The sequence below is a fragment of the Streptomyces sp. NPDC001157 genome (assembly GCF_053598255.1).
Genome location: NZ_JBSFJW010000007.1, coordinates 171,071 through 188,864, shown reverse-complemented (window position 1 = coordinate 188,864; position 17,794 = coordinate 171,071). Strand labels below are relative to the sequence as shown.

Sequence of the window (17,794 nt, the reverse complement as noted above, 5' to 3'; positions counted from 1 at the left end):
GTGCGCTGATGCGGTACGGAAGGACGGTCCCCCGTGACGGAGGCAGCGGAGCTTCCCCCTGCGCCCGAGCAGGCGCGCGCGGTGTTCGGTGATCGCTTCGCGGACGCGGTCCGCTATGCGGAACTGCTCGCTGAGGCGGGTGTGCAGCGTGGTCTGATCGGCCCGCGTGAGGTGCCTCGTCTGTGGGAGCGGCATCTGCTGAACTGCGCGGTCCTTTCTGAGGTCGTGCCCGAGGGCGTGACCGTCTGCGATGTCGGCTCGGGTGCCGGCCTGCCGGGCATTCCACTGGCGTTGGTCCGCGAAGACCTGAAGATCACGCTGCTGGAACCCCTGCTGCGGCGTACGAACTTTCTCACCGAGGTCGTGGAGTTGCTCGGGCTGGACCATGTGACGGTCGTCCGCGGCCGTGCCGAGGAGGTCATGGGCAAGGTGACGCCGGTGCATGTCGTGACGGCACGGGCTGTGGCCCCTCTGGACCGACTGGCCACGTGGGGCATTCCGCTGCTTCGGCCGTACGGGGAGATGCTTGCACTCAAGGGCGACACCGCTGAGGAGGAGCTCAAGAGCGCGGCCACGGCGCTCAGTAAACTCGGTGCCGTGGAGACGTCCATCCTGCATGTGGGTGAGGGAGTGGTGGATCCTCTGTCCACCGTCGTGCGGGTCGAGGTCGGAGAGAGCCCCGGCGGGGTGCGCTTCGCGGCGAAGAAGGCCAAGGCCGCACGCACGGGGCGGGCACGTCGGCGCCGCTGATCCGGCCTGACGACGAGACGTACTCCACACAAGCTGCCAAACCTACGCACGCCGGAGTGTCGCGACAGTTCGGCCACCGCCGCTGTGCATCGTGTTTCACGTGAAACGTCGCTCACTGCTCCACGGCATCATCAGCCGCGGCCGCGCCGCTGCCGAACCCCGCGACCGTAAGCCTCTCGGTTCACTCGGAGAGGCATCCGTATCCGACGAGATCAGGTCCCCCGTGAGGGGGGCCGAGTTGTCCACAGAGGTGGATTTCTCCACAGAACAACAGGCCTCACTGGTTCACGACCCCGAAGACATGGGAGGCTCTGTTCATTGCGAGCCTGAAGTCGAGGAGAGTGAATCCTTGCGGTCCGACGCCAACATCGCGGGACCGATGACCGATCCGGTCCCCGGTCCCCGTACCGAGTCGACGGGGGAGGATGTTTCACGTGAAACACCGCCCCCGATGGACGACACTCCGATCGGTCGTGCTGCCCAACTGGCGGTGGAGGCTCTCGGCCGCGCAGGCGAGGGCCTGCCACGGCCCGAGCAGACACGCGTCATGGTGGTCGCCAACCAGAAGGGCGGTGTCGGCAAGACGACGACCACCGTCAACCTTGCCGCCTCCCTGGCCCTGCACGGCGGCCGAGTCCTGGTGATCGACCTCGACCCTCAGGGCAACGCATCCACTGCGCTGGGGATCGACCATCACGCCGAAGTCCCGTCCATCTACGACGTCCTGGTCGAGAGCAAGCCCCTGGCTGAGGTCGTCCAGCCGGTCCCCGATGTCGAGGGTCTCTTCTGCGCCCCCGCCACGATCGATCTCGCCGGTGCGGAGATCGAGCTGGTGTCCCTGGTGGCACGGGAGAGCCGACTGCAGCGAGCCATCCAGGCCTATGAGCAGCCGCTGGACTACATCCTGATTGACTGTCCCCCTTCGCTCGGCCTGTTGACGGTCAACGCGCTGGTGGCCGGCGCGGAGGTCCTCATCCCCATCCAGTGCGAGTACTACGCGCTGGAGGGTCTGGGGCAGCTGCTGCGCAACGTCGACCTGGTGCGGGGGCACCTCAACCCCACGCTGCATGTATCGACGATCCTGCTCACCATGTACGACGGTCGGACGCGCCTCGCGTCCCAGGTCGCGGACGAGGTGCGCAGCCACTTCGGCGAGGAGGTGCTGCGGACGAGCATTCCCCGCTCGGTCCGCATCTCCGAGGCGCCGAGCTATGGGCAGACGGTGCTGACCTACGATCCGGGATCGAGCGGCGCCCTGTCCTATCTTGAGGCGGCACGAGAAATTGCGCTGAAGGGCGTGGGCGTGACATACGACGCGCCGCATGCCCACATCGGCGCCCAGAGTGATCCAAGCATGGTGGAGGGGATTCAGTGAGTGAGCGACGGAGGGGTTTGGGCCGTGGTCTCGGCGCACTGATCCCTGCTGCCCCGACGGAGAAGACGCCGGCTCCGGCCGCGATGGGAGGCGCTGGTTCTGCGTCGCCGTCGGCGGTCCCGGTGCTGACCACCGACCGGGGAGTGGCCGCGGCGAAGGTGACAACGCTGCCGCCTGTTTCACATGAAACCGAGGAGCCGTCGCTGAACGGCGTCGCGGAGGCGCCCGAGTCTCCAGTGGGCGCCCACTTTGCGGAGCTGCCTCTCGACTCCATCACGCCGAACCCGCGCCAGCCGCGTGAGGTCTTCGACGAGGACGCGCTGCAGGAACTCGTCACCTCCATCAAGGAGGTGGGTCTCCTCCAGCCGGTTGTCGTACGGCAGTTGGGCCCCGCACGCTACGAGCTCATCATGGGCGAGCGGCGCTGGCGGGCCTGCCGTGAGGCCGGCCTGGAGGCGATCCCGGCGATCGTGCGGGCCACGGAGGACGAGAAGCTTCTCCTGGATGCCCTCCTGGAGAACCTGCATCGGGCGCAGCTGAACCCGCTGGAAGAGGCCGCTGCCTACGACCAGCTTCTGAAGGACTTCAACTGCACGCACGACCAGCTGGCCGACCGGATCGGTCGTTCCCGTCCGCAGGTCTCCAACACGCTGCGTCTGCTGAAGCTCTCGCCGGCGGTCCAGCGTCGGGTTGCTGCCGGGGTACTGTCCGCGGGTCATGCGAGGGCGCTGCTGTCCGTCGAGGACTCGGAGGAGCAGGACCGGCTGGCCCACCGGATCGTGGCCGAGGGACTGTCCGTGCGAGCCGTCGAGGAGATCGTGACCCTGATGGGGTCGCGGCCGCAGACGGCCCAGCGGTCCAAGGGGCCTAGGGCCGGTGCCCGGGTCTCCCCTGCGCTGACCGACCTCGCGACCCGTCTCTCGGACCGTTTCGAGACACGGGTGAAGGTCGACCTGGGGCAGAAGAAGGGCAAGATCACCGTCGAGTTCGCCTCCATGGAGGACCTGGAGCGGATCCTCAGCAGTCTCGCGCCCGGCGAGGGACCGGTCCTGCAGAAGAGCCTCCTGGAGGACGACGCCGAGGACCTCGAGGCCTAGACAGCCTGAGGTCGGCAGGGCGGTTTCGTTCTGTGGGCCGACAGAGTGGGCCGTGTCCGGTGTGTACCGGAACACGGCCCGCTCTTTGCTTTCAGGCGGTATCGATGGAATCGCTTCGTGGATACGATGCGTTCGGGTATGGCGCATCCACCTGGCAGTACCTCTGAGAGGGAGGCAGGGGCCATGCGAACGATGAGCCGCACCGGACTGGTGAGCGCAGGTCTCGGGCTGGGCGCGGTCGGCGGGTTCGTCGGCAGCCTGCTGAGGGAACGGAGCGCTCTGACAGTCGCCCGCGACGCGGCGGGCGAAGGAAGCGAGGAACAGGCTTCATGGGGCGTCGGCTTGTACCGCTCACGCTGGACAACCTTCAGGACCTTCCCAAACGCTGTCGGGCGTGTGTCTTCTGGGAGTTGGACCCAGTCAGCGGTGAGGCCGCGGTAAAAGCGGGCACGTCCGCCCTGGAGAAGGAAGCGTGGATCTCGGCGGTCCTGCTGGACTGGGGGTCCTGCGGCAGGGTCGTCTACGTCGACGATGTGCCGGTGGGCTTCGTTCTGTACGCCCCTCCGGCCTACGTTCCGCGCTCCACGGCTTTTCCCACGAGTCCCGTTTCGTCTGACGCCGTGCAGCTGATGACCTCGTTCATCATGCCGGGCTATCAGGGGCAGGGGCTCGGGCGGGTCATGGTCCAGACGGTCGCCAAGGATCTACTGCGGCGAGGCTTCAAAGCGATCGAGGCTTTCGGTGACGCACGGTGGAAGGAACCCGCGTGCGTCTTGCCGGCTGACCATCTTCTGGCCGTGGGTTTCAAGACGGTCCGCCCTCATCCGACTTACCCCCGTCTGAGGCTGGAACTGCGGACGACGCTGTCCTGGAAGGAAGACGTGGAGATGGCGCTCGACCGGCTGCTGGGGGCCGTGCAGAAGGAGCCGGTGCTGAGGCCGCTGTGAAAGGCGTCCGGACAAGCGAATGGGCCGACCCTGCGGGGTTGGCCCATTCGTGTTTCACGTGAAACATCCGCCGCTGACTCGACGGCTTTGCCGACTACTCGGCGATGAAGTCCTCAAGATCGCGGACGATCGCGGCCTTCGGCTTCGCACCGACGATGGTCTTGGCGACCTCGCCGCCCTGGTAGACGTTCAGCGTCGGGATGGACATGACGCCGTACTTGGCGGCCGTACCCGGGTTCTCATCGATGTTGAGCTTGACGACCTCGATCTTGTCGCCGTACTCGGCGGCAATCGCCTCAAGGGACGGCGCGATCTGGCGGCACGGGCCGCACCAGGCGGCCCAGAAGTCCACCAGGACAGGCTTGTCGCTCTTGAGGACGTCCTGCTCGAAGGAGTCGTCGGTCACATTCTTCAGGGTGCCGGCCACGGCGGGCTCCTTAACTGGTTGGTGCGTGGGGCGGATGGAGGTCAGACAGAGGTCTTCTCGGGCTCGGCCTGCTCCTCGTCCGCAAGCGCGGCGAGGAAGCGCTCGGCGTCGAGCGCGGCGGAGCAGCCGGTACCGGCGGCGGTGATCGCCTGGCGGTAGGTGTGGTCGACCACGTCACCGGCGGCGAAGACGCCGGTGACGTTGGTGCGGGTGGAAGGAGCGGCGACCTTGAGGTAACCCTCCTCGTCGAGGTCGAGCTGACCCTTGAAGAGTTCGGTGCGCGGGTCGTGGCCGATCGCGATGAACAGGCCGGTGACCGCCAGGTCCGAGAGTTCGCCGGTCTTGAGGTTGCGCAGCTTCAGACCCGAGAGCTTCGGGGCGCCCTGGATCTCGGCGACCTCGCTGTCCCAGATGAACTTGATCTTCGGGTCGGCGAAGGCGCGCTCCTGCATCGCCTTGGAGGCGCGCAGGGTGTCCCGGCGGTGGACGATCGTCACGGACTTGGCGAAGCGGGAGAGGAAGGTGGCCTCCTCCATCGCGGTGTCGCCGCCGCCGATCACGGCGATGTCCTGGTCCTTGAAGAAGAAGCCGTCACAGGTGGCGCACCAGGAGACACCGCGGCCGGAGAGGGCGTCCTCGTTCGGCAGGCCGAGCTTGCGGTGCTGGGAGCCGGTGGTGACGATGACGGCCTTTGCCTTGTGCACGGTGCCGGCGGTGTCGGTGACGGTCTTGATCTCACCGGTCAGGTCGACGGAGACGATGTCGTCCGGGACGAGTTCGGCGCCGAAGCGCTCGGCCTGGGCACGCATGTTGTCCATGAGCTCGGGGCCCATGATGCCGTCCCGGAAGCCGGGGAAGTTCTCCACGTCGGTGGTGTTCATCAGCGCGCCACCCGCGGTGACGGCGCCCTCGAACACGAGCGGCTTCAGCGACGCGCGCGCGGTGTAGAGCGCCGCCGTGTAGCCGGCGGGCCCGGAGCCGATGATGATCACGTTACGGACGTCGCTCACGGCTTGTTTCCTCGTCTCTGGACTGCGTCGTCGGACCGGGGGAGCCCCTCTCAGGACTCTCACCCCACCCAACGGATCCTAAGGGGCGCGCATTCCCACTGTGTCCGGGCACACGGAGACGCGACACGGTACGGAATACCACGCAGGACAGAGACGAAGCGTGCGCGTTCAGGGGCGGGTGTAGGAGTGTGTCAGGAGAACCTTTGCCTTGGCGGCGGACGCATGACTCACACAGCTCGCATCCACGATGTACGCGGTCACCTTGGTGCTGGCGGAGGCGTCCGACATGACCACGAGCAGGACGTCCGTCCTCTTGTAGGTCCCTGGTTTCGTCGCGAGCGCCGGGTCGGTGCGTCCGATGCCGTTTCGGACGCAGTCCGGCACTGTGGGCTCCTTGAAGACCTTGGGCTGGTTGGTGCCGCCCTCCACGCCGAGACTGTGCGGAGCATGGGAGCCGCTGCCGGAGCCGTGGCTCTTGAGGAGACCGGTTACCTGGCCCTCCAGGTTGGCCTCCGAGAAGGTGTCCGCGGTGGCGGGCTCCCGGCCCTGGGCCTCAGAGGCGGGTGGTTTCCCGTCGTTCAGCGACGTGAGCAGGATGGAGCCGAAGCCCAGTGCGGCGACTGTGAAGACGGTGCCCAGGATGGCGCCCCTTCGACGGCCTCCCCGCTTGCGCTGCTTGCGCCCCGGCCCGGTGGTGGAGGCGCGGGAATGCCCCGCGGGACGGTCTGCTGTTGCCGATGTTTCACGTGAAACATGCGCGCTGTCACGGGCGTCGTCCGTGGAACGGGAGGCGCCGACGAGCGTCGGGGCGTCCATGGCATCCGGTGCCGACGCGTTCAGCAGTGCCTCGGCAGCGAGCGCGGCATCGATACGGCCTGCGACATCGGCCGGCATACGGGTCGGGCCCGGCACCGAACCGAGCAGCCCTCGGATCTCCTCCAGTGACGCGTAGACGTCCGCGCAGAGCTCGCACTCGTCCAGGTGCCGCCGTAGATCCGTAGTCCGGGAGGGCGGAAGCAGGCCCTCGGTGAGGTCGGAGATTTCGGCGACGTCCGGGTGTCCGGCCATGTCCGTCGTGGATGTCACGCTCGCCCACCTCCGCCCTTCACAGCAGCTGAATCACTTGGCCCCGTATCCGGCCCTGTACCGCGTGGACCGGCAGCCGGTGGTCCCGCTGCCGGTGGGACGGATGTCCCCTGGGTCCGGTTCCGCCCCTCGCCCTGTTCCTTGCCGCCAGCGGCGGTTTCCGGCCGCAGATGGGTGAGGAGCGGCAGGAGTCTGGCTCTGCCGCGGGCGCAGCGGCTCTTCACGGTGCCGGTCGGGACGTCGAGTACGCGGGCGGCTTCGGCGACCGGGTATCCCTGCATGTCCACGAGGACGACGGCGGCACGCTGATCGGGCGGCAAGGTGCCGAGGGCCTCCAACAGCTGCCGGTGCAGATCCTTGCGCTCTGCGGGAGCCGATGCCTCCTCATGGGGCTCCAGCAACTGCTCCAGCCGCTCGGTGTCGTCGACGGGGGACGTCTTGCGCGAGGCGGCCTTACGGGCGCGGTCGAGGCAGGCGTTCACCGTGATCCGGTGCAGCCACGTCGTGACGGCCGACTGCCCCCGGAAGGTGTGGGCGGCTCGGTAGGCCGAGACGAGGGCGTCCTGAACGGCGTCAGCGGCTTCCTCCCGGTCCCCCAGCGTCCGCAGGGCCACCGCCCACAGCCGGTCACGATGACGCCGCACAAGCTCACTGAAGGCGTCCGGGTCGCCCTCTACATGGCGGGCCAGGAGGTCCTGATCGCTTGCGTCGCCGTATGCGGTGTCATCTGCCATCGGACCCCCTCCCCTGGGATGCGGTGCGTTGTCAGCCGGTGAACTTCACTTCGGTGATCGCCTGCTTGTAGCCGGCGCCGGTGTAGGCACTCGGGTCGGAGCCCGAGTACGGCACAGCGGTGAGCCACACGAGGACGTACTGCGTCTTCACCGCCTTGGAGATCTTCACCGTCGCGGCGGTTCCATTCGTGGTGATGCTGCCGACCTTTGTCATGTCACTCAGCGACGACGGTGTGAGTGAGTCGGCAGAGTACAGGTCGACGGTGGTGTGAGGGCCGGGGTAGCGGAGCCCGACGGTTGCCGCGGTGAGCTTCTGGCTCGAGCCGAGGTCGTAGACGATTCCCACGCCCGGCTTGTAGGGCGCGAGGGCCGGGCCCTCTATGAAGGTGTTGGTCTTCCAGTACGTGGACGTTTTGCCGTCGTAGGTCTTCTCGACGTCATTGGGGTGCTGGGCATCACCCTTGGCGACAAACTCCTGAGATCCGTGAATCCCAAGGGCCTTGGACGGCTTGTTGTTGTCGCCGTTCTTGTCGTGTCCGTCGTTCGTCTGCGTCTTGTTCGTGTCGTCGGACTTGTTGTTGTCCATGAGCGCGTCCGCGAGCTGCCAGCTGCCCAGGCCAAGGGCCGCGATGAGGAGGGCCGAGACCGCCCACTTCAGGGCCTTGCCGGTGCGGCTCTGCAGCGGGGCCGGAGGAGTTGGAACCGGCTGGGTGGCGCCGGGGTGCGGCGCCGGGCGGCCGTACGTGCCCTGCTGGTACGTGGTGCGCTGGTACTCCGGCGGCGCGGTGAACGCGGGCTCCGGCGGGCGGATGCGGGGCATTTCGCCGATCGCCTTCACCAGTTCCTCCGGCGTGGTGCACGGGGATTCGTGGCGGGAGGCGGTCGCCCCGTCGTTGGCGAGTGCGCGCATGGACAGCTCGGACAGACCGCGGTGGACACCGGCCCGCACCTGGTCGGGTGCGATCAGACCGACGTCCTTGGGCAGCCCCGACAGGCCGTACGCGTCGTTCTCGTACGGCCAGCGCTGGGTGAGCCCCGCGTACAGGAGCGCGCCGACGGACTCAGTGTCGGTGCGCTGTGGGGTGTCCGAACTGATGCCGCGCAGCGCGGCGTTCACGGCGAGGCCACGGATGCGCCACTGGCCGCTGGAGGTGCGCAGCACGGCGTTGGGGTTCAGCCGCAGATGGGCCAGGCCCTCGCGGTGCGCCGCAGCCATGGCGGAGGCGATCTGACTGACCATCTGGTACGCGTCGTGCGGCTCCAGCGGGCCGGAGGCGAGCAGGGTGCTCAGCTCGACGGCGTCGGGCAGCCACTCGTGGACGACGTAGACGAGGTCGTTCTCCTCGACGGCGTCCAGCACCTGGACGAAGCGGGGATCACCGAGCAGCGCCGAGGAGCGGGCCGCGGCCAGCACCGAACGCGCCCGTGAATGGTCCGCGGGCAGGATGTGGACGCCGACGGCGCGGCGAAGCTTCTCGTCCACGGCACGCCAACTGCTGAATCCGTCCAGACGGGTGACGCACTCCTCGAGCCGGTACCGTCTGGCGAGTTTGTGGCCGCTGTGCAGCTCGGGTGGTGAGGCCTTCCCGGGACCCTCGGTCCCGCCACTCCCCTGTGCCTCGTCGATCTCCGTGTCCCGCTCCCGGTTCTGGGCCACCCCGTCGGCCGTGGACTGGTCCGCCTCTGCGGTCAGCGGTTCGTCGCCGCTGTTGTCTGCCACGTCGACGGCAGCCGTACTCCGTTCCGCCACCGTCGTTCCTGCCTCCCCATTCATCGCGCGCCGGCCAACATCCGTGCGCGCTGTCCGACGCCGAAACCAATTGTGCCCACAGTCCGCCGCTATGCACGACACGCGGTGGCGGACGATGGTTGTGCGCGTACCCCCGCGTCAGCGTCCAAGACGCCCACGGACCATGCCGACCAGTGAGTTCAGCTCCTCGATGCGCATCTTGCGGGCGGCCAGGAAGAAGATCCCGAGCAGGACCACGCCGCCGGCCAGCAGGGCCGCGAGGGATCCGACGACGCCCTGGCCGAGCGTGTGGCCGATCTCGTAGCAGGCCGCGCCGCTGAGGGCCGCTGCGGGCACCGAGGCGATGCAGAGCCTGGCGTACGTCCGCAGGACGCGGGCGCCGTCCAGGTCGCCGCCCAGCCGCTTGCGCAGCCGGTTCCAGGCGACACCGACGCCGATCGCATAGGCGAGGCCGTACGAGGCGGCCATGCCGGCCACGGCCCAGCGGGACGGCAGCGCGACGTAACACAGCGCCGAGGCGCCCGCGTTGACCGCGGCCACGATGACCGTGTTGTAGAAGGGCGTGCGGGTGTCCTCGTAGGCGTAGAACGCGCGCAGGACGACGTACTGCACGGAGTACGGGATCAGGCCGAGGGCGAAGGCCATCAGCATGTAGCCCATGTTGGTGGCGGCTCCGGTGCCGGAGGTGCCGAAAATCAGGGTGCACATCGGGATGCCAAGGGCGAGGAAGCCGAAGGCGATCGGGACGATGGCGACGGCCGTGGTGCGCAGGCCCTGGGAGATGTCGTCGCGGACGGCGCCGCCGTCGTCCTCCGCCGCCGAGCGCGAGATGCGGGGCAGCAGGGCGGCCATCAGGGAGACGGTGATGATGGCCTGCGGCAGGCCCCAGATCAGCTGGGCGTTGGCGTAGGCGCTGAAGCCGGTTCCGGCGATGTTGGTGTCCTTGACGGCCGCGGTGGCCAGCTGGGTGACGACGAGGGCGCCGGCCTGGTTTGCGAGGACGAACAGCACCGTCCACTTGGCGAGCATCGCCGCCTTGCCGAGCCCGTGGCCCTTCCAGTCGAAACGCAGCCGTAGTCGGAATCCGGTCTCACGCAGGTACGGGATCATCGCCAGCGCCTGCACGACGAGTCCGAGAAGCACGCCGATGCCGAGGAGGCGCTGGCCCTCCGGCGGGATGTTGGTGACCGTCATGCCGGAGCTCGCCGAGGTGCCGTACACCCAGAAGAACATGCCCAGCGTCACGATGATGACGATGTTGTTCAGGACCGGGGTCCACATCATCGCCCCGAACTTGCCGCGGGCGTTGAGGATCTGGCCCATCACCACGTGGATGCCCATGAAGAAGATCGAGGGCAGGAAGTAGCGGGTGAAGGTGACGGCGACTTCATTGGCGGCTGGGTCGTCGGCAACCTTCACCGACAGCACCCGTACCAGTAGCGGTGCGGCGAAGACAGCGACCGCGGTGAGCGCCGCGAGGGCCACGATCACCAAGGTCAGCAGTCGGTTGGCGAAAGCCTCGCCACCGTCCTCGTCCTCCTTCATGGCGCGAACGAGCTGCGGCACGAAGACGGAGTTGAGACCGCCACCGACTGTGAGGATGTAGATCATGGTCGGCAGCTGGTAGGCAACCTGGAAGGTGTCGCCGAGGAGTGCGGTGCCCAGCGCTGACACGATCAGCGCCGAGCGGATGAACCCGGTGAGGCGCGACACCATCGTGCCTGCCGCCATCACGGCGCTGGACTTGAGCAGGCCGCCGCCCTTCTTCGCCGGGGCCACAGGAGCTGCTGGGGGCGTCGGAGCCGCGGGCGGCGTGGTGCCGAGGTTCATGGTCTGGTCGGTCGCGGGCGTGGGTGGCGCCGGAGCCTGGTACTGCTGGGTCGGCGTCGACGCACCCGGCGCGGCCGCCGGGCCGGGCACCGACGGGGGATCCGACGGCGGGTATCCGCCGTTCTGCTGCTGGTCCCGGAAGAGATGCGCGAAGGCGTCCGGCTCGTGGCGCTCCTCGCCGGCCTGGGTGACCAGATCGTCGACGCCCACGTACTGGGTCGTGCGGGGGTCGTCGCCGTACGGGAGGTACTGGCTCGGGCCGTCCGGCTCCGGCGCCGGTGTCTGCGCCCAGACCCGGGAGTCGGGGGCGTGCGGGGACTGAGGCGGCTGGGCGTACAGCGGCTGCTGCGGCTGGTAGGTCCCCGGGGGCGGCGGGGGGTGCGCGGCGCGGTCGTAGAGGGCCTCGGCGACCGGGTCCTGCGCGGAGAGGTCCTGTGCCCGGTAGGGGTCCTGGTCGTAGGCGTCCTGGAGGTACATGTCCGCGGGGGGCTGCGGCGGTACCTGGCCGTGCTCGGGCAGCGGGCCCTCGGGGGGGCCCGAGCTGCCCGCGGCCTGGCCGCGGTCACCGTCGTACGGCGCGTTCATGGTTACCCCACCTCATCGTCCCGGGCCCACCGGCCACGACATCCTCAACGGTCCACTCTCTCACCCGTGCCGGACGGGTCGTTGCTTTCCGGTGCGGTGTCCGGTGTCGGGTCACTCGGCTGCTCAGGGTCGTCTGCCCGGGCGTCGGTGCCGGACTCCTCCTTGAGACGGTCTTCGGGGCCCTCGGGGTTCTTCGGCCCCTCGGTGGGCTCGCCGGCCTCGTCGGGACCGCCCTCCTCGGCCTCCCGAGCGGCCGCCCGCTTGCGCTGTGTGTACATCCGGAAGCCGGCGAGGACGAGCAGGAGGAAGCCGCCGCCGATGACCAGCATCACGGTGGCCGTGAACTCGGTGACCTTGACGTCGAAGGTGACGGCGTGGCCGTATTCCTGGCCGTCCTCCGTGTACAGCTGGGCGACCACCGTCGCCTGGCCGTTGGCCTTGGCCGTCGTGGTGAACTTCACCGTCTGGCTGTGCCCGCCGGAGACCGTCACCGGTTGCTCCTGGTAGGCGTGACCGCCGATCTGGAGGCGGGTGGGGCTCGTCGAGGTGAGGCGCAGCGTCAGGTGCTGGACACCCTGTACCAGATTGTTCTGGACGGTCACGGGGATGGTGGCGCTGCGTCCGGAGAGCTTGGTGTCGGACTTGTCGATCAGCTTGACCTGTCCGGTCAGATCGGTGAGGTGGCTGTCGACGTCGTCGCGGAAGCTCGCCGCGGCGGCCGCGTCGCCCCGCCACGACGTGGACATCCCGCGGTTCATGGCGCGCCCGAAGGGGGTCACCACACGGGACTCGTCGCTGAGGATCACCTTGAAGTTGTCGAGTTCGTCCTGTGTGGTCGCGATCTCCTCGAAGGCCGAGCGCGGCAGCTCCTGCTTGCGCAGCGAGGACGGGTACGCGGATGTCGACGGCACGTTCGTCGTGGCACCCGGGTCCGGTTTGGCCTTGGCGGCCGACGTGAGCTTCTGGGACTCGGACCAGTTGCCGCTCTGGAGGGCGCCCAGTGCGTCGGCCATGGTCTGGGCCTGGTGTGTCGTGGGCATGCGCTGGGGAGCGACGACGATGCTGCGCTGCTTGTTCGTCTGGAGGTTGAGGGCCAGGCTCTGGGCAAGGAACTGCTGCACGGCGAGGGTGCCGTCAGAGGCCGTCGTGAGGTCGCCCTGGAATGCCTGCGACAGGCGGGCGTCCGCGACCACCGCCGTGGTGCCGCCGCCGATCGGACGTGCCGCGGAGGGGGTGTAGGACAGGCCGCCGGTCTCCTGGAGGCTGTCGCTGCGCGCGATGACCTGGTCGGCGCCGGCGGAGGTGGCGACCTTCACGATCGACGGGTCGACGGCGCCGTCCACGGGCCAGGCGAAGTCCGTGCTCGGCTTCACGTGGAGGATCGGCTCCACCGTGTTGGCCACGACGTCGGTGGCCTCCTTGAGGTGGCTCAGCGAGCCGGTCACGCTCGTGCCGTTGTGGGCGAGGGAGGCGAGGTCCGGGTCGGCGAAGGGCAGCGCGACGACCTCCTTGTCGGCCACCGCCCTCTGCAGTTCGGCGAGCCACTGCTTGGCGACCGCCTGGTGCGTGCCCGCCGTGGTGGTGTTGCCTGCGGCCCGCACCCGATAGTTGCGGGTCATCGCGTCGACCGAGGCCAGCAGGTCCGGGTCGATCACCCACGTGACGTCGAGGCTCTCGCCCAGGGACAGCATCTCGTCCAGGCGGCCGCCCGGGGAGATCTCCTTGGCGAGATCGTCATTGAGGAAGACGGGTGTCTGCTGCTCGTTCGAACCTGTCTCCGCCGTCATGTGGACGGTGGAGACCAGCGGCCACAGAAACGTCGTCTTCGTCTTGGTGTCGGCCTCGTCGGGCTGCCAGGGCAGGAAGGTCCGCTGGATGCCGAGGACGTGGTTCCACGGCTGCGCGGACGTCTGGCCGGACAGCGAGACGGCGAACTGGTAGACCCCGTCGTCACCGAGGTTCAGCTTGTCGACCGGCACGGTGATACTGAAGGGCTCGGCGACGCCCGGAGTGAGCTTGGAGAACTTCTCGACGTACTTGTCGCCGATCTCCGAGCCGGTCGCGCCCTGGACGTTGCCACTGTCCTGGGCGATGTCCTCGATGGCCGAGCGTGTGTTCAGCTGGGGGCCCACGTGCAGTCCCACGTGGGCTCCGGTGACCGTCTGCTTGCCGTTGTTGGTCACGGTGCCCGACACGGTCAGCGTGTCGCCGTCCGTGGGGACATAGGGGCTGAGCGAATCGAGGGCGACGGCCACCGAACCCGAGCCTGAGGCGTCCTGGGGGGACGTCTGACCAGTAGCGTTCGCGGAAGCCGCGCAGGGCAGCTGGAGGAGGCCGGCCAGCAGAGGCGCCCCTGCGAGCAGTGCTCCGGTGCGCCGCAGCCACCGGCGGGCAGGTGAGGGATTCGTCCCCTGGAAGTCTGCCGCCTCGGCCACGCGCTCGTCCGTCCCTCGTCGTCGTCAGTGGTCGTCGGAATGTGCGTCCACGCATGGTAACGATGCGCGCTGAGGGGAAGTGCCGCGGACTGCCGCACAAGATCGGGAGGCAGGGCCGACCTGTCCTTTATGTGACCGTATAAAGGGGAGCGCCACCTGTACACCTCAAGGGCGTCCCTTGTGCCCGTATCTGCCGAGGTGTCCGTGAACGTTTAATGGAGGCGCTTGCGGTCGCCCCGGCCACGTACCCTCTTCTGTTGTGCCGAACGCCAACGAAGCCAACCTCAGTGCCCCGATCCAGGAGCCGCACCGCGTGCCGAGCGAACCGCTGCGGGTGGATCCTGTCGCCGACGACCTCGCCCACCGTTTCCAGGAGGCCGGGTTCTCGCTCGCCCTGGTCGGAGGCTCGGTCAGGGACGCGCTGCTCGGCCGGCTCGGCAACGATCTCGACTTCACGACCGACGCACGGCCCGAGGACGTCCTGAAGATCGTCCGTCCATGGGCGGATGCCGTGTGGGAGGTGGGCATCGCCTTCGGGACGGTCGGAGCTCAGAAGAACGGCTTCCAGATCGAGGTGACGACTTACCGGTCGGAGGCCTACGACCGCACCTCGCGCAAGCCCGAGGTGTCGTACGGCGACTCCATCGAGGAAGATCTCGTCCGGCGGGACTTCACCGTCAACGCGATGGCCCTCGCCCTCCCGGAGAAGAAGTTCATCGACCCGCACGGCGGACGGGACGATCTCGCCGCGCGCGTCCTGCGCACCCCCGGCACTCCCGAGGCGTCCTTCTCCGACGATCCGCTGCGGATGATGCGGGCCGCACGCTTCGCCGCGCAGCTCGACTTCGAGGTGGCTCCTGAGGTCGTGACGGCCATGAAGGAGATGGCCGGCCGTATCGAGATCGTCTCGGCCGAGCGGGTCCGGGACGAGCTGAACAAGCTGATCCTGTCCGCGAACCCGCGGAAGGGCCTGACGCTGTTGGTGGAGACCGGTCTCGCGGACCATGTACTGCCGGAGCTCCCGGCGCTGCGGCTGGAGCGTGACGAGCACCATCGGCACAAGGACGTCTACGAGCACACGCTGATCGTCTTGGAACAGGCGATCGCGCTGGAGGAGAACGGCCCGGACCTGACTCTCCGCTTGGCCGCGCTGCTGCACGACATCGGCAAGCCGCGCACCCGCCGCTTCGAGCAGGACGGTCGGGTCTCGTTCCACCACCACGAGGTGGTCGGCGCGAAGATGACCAAGAAGCGTATGACGGCGCTCAAGTACTCCAATGAGCTCGTGAAGGACGTCTCACGTCTGGTCGAACTGCACCTGCGGTTCCACGGCTACGGCACGGGCGAGTGGACGGACTCGGCGGTCCGTCGCTACGTCCGTGACGCCGGGCCACTCCTCGACCGCCTCCACAAGCTGACCCGCTCGGACTGCACGACGCGGAACAAGCGCAAGGCGGCGGCGCTGTCCCGGGCGTACGACGGTCTGGAGGAACGCATCGCCCAGCTCCAGGAGCAGGAGGAGCTGGACGCGATCCGTCCCGACCTCGACGGGAACCAGATCATGGAGATCCTCGGCGTAGGCCCCGGCCCGGCCGTCGGTCAGGCCTACAAGTTCCTGCTGGAGCTGCGGCTGGAGAACGGGCCGATGGAGCACGATGCGGCGGTGGCGGCGCTCAAGGAATGGTGGACTGAGCAGAGCTGAGGCTGTGAAACGGGGGCATGTTTCACGTGAAACATGCCCCCTGGGATGCGCGGTGGGGCGGTGTTTCACGTGAAACACCGCCCCACATTTCATGGCAGCCGGGCTGTTACTTGGCATCCTTCAAGCAGAGCACCACGTCGTGGCCGTGGCCGTATTGGACGTACGAGATCGTTGCCTCCGTGACGGCCTCGCACTTGCTGTCGTCGCTGGAGCCGTCAAACTTCTGGACCACCTTGTACTGGGCCTCGCTGGAAGAGCAGTCCACTTCCTTGAGCTCGGGATCCTTGTTGGAACCGTCGTTGTGCATGCAGGCCCCCACTGACGTCGTCTCCGCGTCGTCGCGGGTCAGGAACCAGCCGGCACCGAACTTGAGGAGGCCGACGATGACGGCGACGACGATGGCCCCGATGATGCGTATGGCCTTCTTGCCCATGCGCTTGCCCGCCGGTGCGGGCGGCGGCACCGGTGCGCCGCCCTGATTGGGGAACGGCGCGTAGGGCGCCTGCGGGGGAACACCCGGCTGCCCCGGCTGCTGCGGGTAGCCGCCCTGGGGCGGATAAGGAGCCGAGCCCTGGGGCGGATACGGTGCCTGGCCCTGAGGAGGGTAAGGCGCCTGGCCCTGTGCGAACGGGTTCTGGCCCTGGGGCGGAGTGGTCACGTGAGGGTCCCTCTGAAGAGTTGGTGAGCGGCCTGCATAAGAGCCGTGTAAGACCCCGGTAAGTTATCGGCTGCCACTGACACTTCTGTAACCCGGAGGGACTCTGTGGCCTTGATGTGACACTTACCGGCACTCAAAGCGGGCCATGGCCGCCGCGACCGCCGCGTAGACAACGGCGACCGTGACGACCAGCGGTACTGACCGCCCATCCGGCGGCAGCATCAGCGCTGCCACCGCCGCCGCCCCGACGAAGGCCACGTTGAACAGGACGTCGTAGACGGAGAAGATCCGACCCCGGAAGCCGTCGTCCACGGAGGACTGCACGACCGTGTCCGTCGCGATCTTCGCGCCCTGGGTGGTGAGGCCGAGGACGAACGTCGCGACCAGCATCGGAGCGATGGCGAACGGAAGTCCGAGGGCAGGTTCCAGGACGGCGGCCGCCGCGGCGCACACCACGATCCAGCGGCCCGGACCGAGGCGCCCCGCAGCCCAGGGCGTCACCACGGCCGCCGCGAAGAAGCCGGCGGCGGAAGTCCCCAACGCCAGCCCCAGCAGGCGCAGTCCGTCGTCCGTGGTGGAGGCGAAGGTGTACCGGCACAGCATCAGCAGCATGACCAGCAACGCGCCGTAGCAGAAGCGCATCAGGGTCATCGTGACGAGTGCCCAGGCCGCTTCCCGGCGCGGGGGTGCCGCGAGGTGTCGTACACCTGCCGTCAGGTCGCGGGCCGTGCCGGTGAGCGCCGTGGCCAGCCTCGGCTGCACCAACTCGGCGTCCGGCCCCAGCAGTTCCGGTGCCAGGCGCAGCGACGCGAGTGCCGCGAACAGATAGAGGGCGGCGCCCAGCAGGACCACGGCGGCGTCGGAGTCCGCCACCACCAGCCGTACGACGAAGGCGAGACCGCCGCCCGCGGTCGCGGCGAGCGTACCGGCGGTCGGGGAAAGGGAGTTGGCCATCACCAGCCGCTCGGCGTCGACGACGCGCGGCAGCGCGGCGGACAGTCCCGCGAGGACGAAACGGTTGACGGCGGTCACGCACAGCGCGGAGACGTAGAAGAGCCAGTCCGGAGCGTGGCTGAGGATCAGGGCCGCTGTCGCCGACGCCAGTAGGGCGCGCAGCAGGTTGCCGTAGAGGAAGACCTGGCGGCGGCGCCAGCGGTCCAGGAGGATGCCGGCGAAGGGGCCCACCAGGGAGTACGGGAGCAACAGGACCGCCATGGCGGAGGCGACCGCGGTGGCCGAGGTCTCTTTCTCCGGCGAGAAGACGACGTAGGCGGCGAGTGCGACCTGGTAGACGCCGTCGGCGCCCTGGGAGAGCAGGCGTACGGCGAGCAGGCGCCGGAAGTTCGCGAAGCGCAGAAGAGTGCGCAGATCACGGACGACGGCCATGGGGCACAGCCTCACATACGGG

14 protein-coding genes are annotated in these 17,794 nt (G+C 68.4%); 5 read left to right on the top strand and 9 right to left on the bottom strand.

The genetic code is table 11. The features are described 5' to 3' along the window. Positions 1–33: 33 nt before the first annotated feature. The 4 genes from rsmG to ACWDAG_RS15635 all read left to right on the top strand — a co-directional run bounded on the left by rsmG (position 34) and on the right by ACWDAG_RS15635 (position 4,169). On the top strand, positions 34–750 hold the full coding sequence (rsmG, locus tag ACWDAG_RS15650) for a 16S rRNA (guanine(527)-N(7))-methyltransferase RsmG (protein WP_450696131.1): 717 nt from the start codon (positions 34–36) through the stop codon (positions 748–750). Positions 751–1,051: 301 nt separating this feature from the next. Next, positions 1,052–2,125: a ParA family protein gene (locus tag ACWDAG_RS15645; RefSeq protein WP_450696327.1), complete on the top strand. Its 1,074-nt coding sequence runs from the start codon at positions 1,052–1,054 to the stop codon at positions 2,123–2,125. Continuing rightward, the gene (locus ACWDAG_RS15640; RefSeq protein WP_450696130.1) at positions 2,122–3,222 is read left to right on the top strand and encodes a ParB/RepB/Spo0J family partition protein; all 1,101 of its coding nucleotides are present in this window, start codon (positions 2,122–2,124) and stop codon (positions 3,220–3,222) included. Before ACWDAG_RS15645 ends, ACWDAG_RS15640 begins: the two co-directional genes overlap by 4 nt. Before the next feature lie 329 nt (positions 3,223–3,551). Beyond that, positions 3,552–4,169, top strand: a complete 618-nt coding sequence (locus ACWDAG_RS15635; protein ID WP_450696129.1) for a GNAT family N-acetyltransferase — start codon at positions 3,552–3,554, stop codon at positions 4,167–4,169. Between the two features lie 94 nt (positions 4,170–4,263). On the opposite strand, the gene trxA is transcribed toward ACWDAG_RS15635, so the two are convergent. The 7 genes from trxA to ACWDAG_RS15600 form a co-directional block, all read right to left on the bottom strand. After that, complete coding sequence (gene trxA / locus ACWDAG_RS15630; protein WP_003991504.1) at positions 4,264–4,596, bottom strand: thioredoxin; 333 nt, start codon at positions 4,594–4,596, stop codon at positions 4,264–4,266. A 41-nt stretch (positions 4,597–4,637) separates the two neighbouring features. Then, entirely contained in the window at positions 4,638–5,606 is a 969-nt protein-coding gene (gene trxB, locus ACWDAG_RS15625; RefSeq protein WP_450696128.1) for a thioredoxin-disulfide reductase, read from the bottom strand. A gap of 168 nt (positions 5,607–5,774) precedes the next feature. Then, positions 5,775–6,692, bottom strand: coding sequence for an anti-sigma factor family protein (locus ACWDAG_RS15620; RefSeq protein WP_450696127.1), 918 nt, complete (start codon positions 6,690–6,692; stop codon positions 5,775–5,777). Continuing rightward, a complete protein-coding gene (sigM, locus tag ACWDAG_RS15615; RefSeq protein WP_450696126.1) occupies positions 6,689–7,426 on the bottom strand; it encodes an RNA polymerase sigma factor SigM in 738 nt (245 codons plus the stop codon). Before sigM ends, ACWDAG_RS15620 begins: the two co-directional genes overlap by 4 nt. A 31-nt stretch (positions 7,427–7,457) precedes the next feature. After that, positions 7,458–9,176, bottom strand: coding sequence for a serine/threonine protein kinase (locus ACWDAG_RS15610; protein WP_450696125.1), 1,719 nt, complete (start codon positions 9,174–9,176; stop codon positions 7,458–7,460). Between the two features lie 138 nt (positions 9,177–9,314). Continuing rightward, a complete protein-coding gene (gene murJ, locus ACWDAG_RS15605; protein ID WP_450696124.1) occupies positions 9,315–11,591 on the bottom strand; it encodes a murein biosynthesis integral membrane protein MurJ in 2,277 nt (758 codons plus the stop codon). A gap of 44 nt (positions 11,592–11,635) precedes the next feature. Beyond that, positions 11,636–14,026: a DUF6049 family protein gene (locus tag ACWDAG_RS15600; RefSeq protein ID WP_450696123.1), complete on the bottom strand. Its 2,391-nt coding sequence runs from the start codon at positions 14,024–14,026 to the stop codon at positions 11,636–11,638. A gap of 259 nt (positions 14,027–14,285) precedes the next feature. On the opposite strand from ACWDAG_RS15600, the gene ACWDAG_RS15595 reads away from it, so the two are divergent. Further along, the gene (locus tag ACWDAG_RS15595; RefSeq protein ID WP_450696122.1) at positions 14,286–15,728 is read left to right on the top strand and encodes a CCA tRNA nucleotidyltransferase; all 1,443 of its coding nucleotides are present in this window, start codon (positions 14,286–14,288) and stop codon (positions 15,726–15,728) included. A gap of 106 nt (positions 15,729–15,834) precedes the next feature. Here ACWDAG_RS15595 and ACWDAG_RS15590 read toward each other — a convergent pair whose 3' ends face one another. Both ACWDAG_RS15590 and ACWDAG_RS15585 read right to left on the bottom strand, forming a co-directional pair. Beyond that, a complete protein-coding gene (locus ACWDAG_RS15590; protein WP_450696121.1) occupies positions 15,835–16,386 on the bottom strand; it encodes an LppU/SCO3897 family protein in 552 nt (183 codons plus the stop codon). A 123-nt stretch (positions 16,387–16,509) separates the two neighbouring features. Then, entirely contained in the window at positions 16,510–17,772 is a 1,263-nt protein-coding gene (locus tag ACWDAG_RS15585) for an MFS transporter (RefSeq protein WP_450696120.1), read from the bottom strand. Between the last annotated feature and the right edge of the window lie 22 nt (positions 17,773–17,794).

Excerpts from the sequence above, each read along its gene's own strand:
- ACWDAG_RS15635 (WP_450696129.1), top strand. The coding sequence starts at position 3,552 with ATGGGGCGTCGGCTTGTACCGCTCACGCTGGACAACCTTCAGGACCTT.
- ACWDAG_RS15645 (WP_450696327.1), top strand. The coding sequence starts at position 1,052 with ATGGGAGGCTCTGTTCATTGCGAGCCTGAAGTCGAGGAGAGTGAATCC.
- sigM (WP_450696126.1), bottom strand. The coding sequence starts at position 7,426 with ATGGCAGATGACACCGCATACGGCGACGCAAGCGATCAGGACCTCCTG.
- ACWDAG_RS15585 (WP_450696120.1), bottom strand. The coding sequence starts at position 17,772 with ATGGCCGTCGTCCGTGATCTGCGCACTCTTCTGCGCTTCGCGAACTTC.
- murJ (WP_450696124.1), bottom strand. The coding sequence starts at position 11,591 with ATGAACGCGCCGTACGACGGTGACCGCGGCCAGGCCGCGGGCAGCTCG.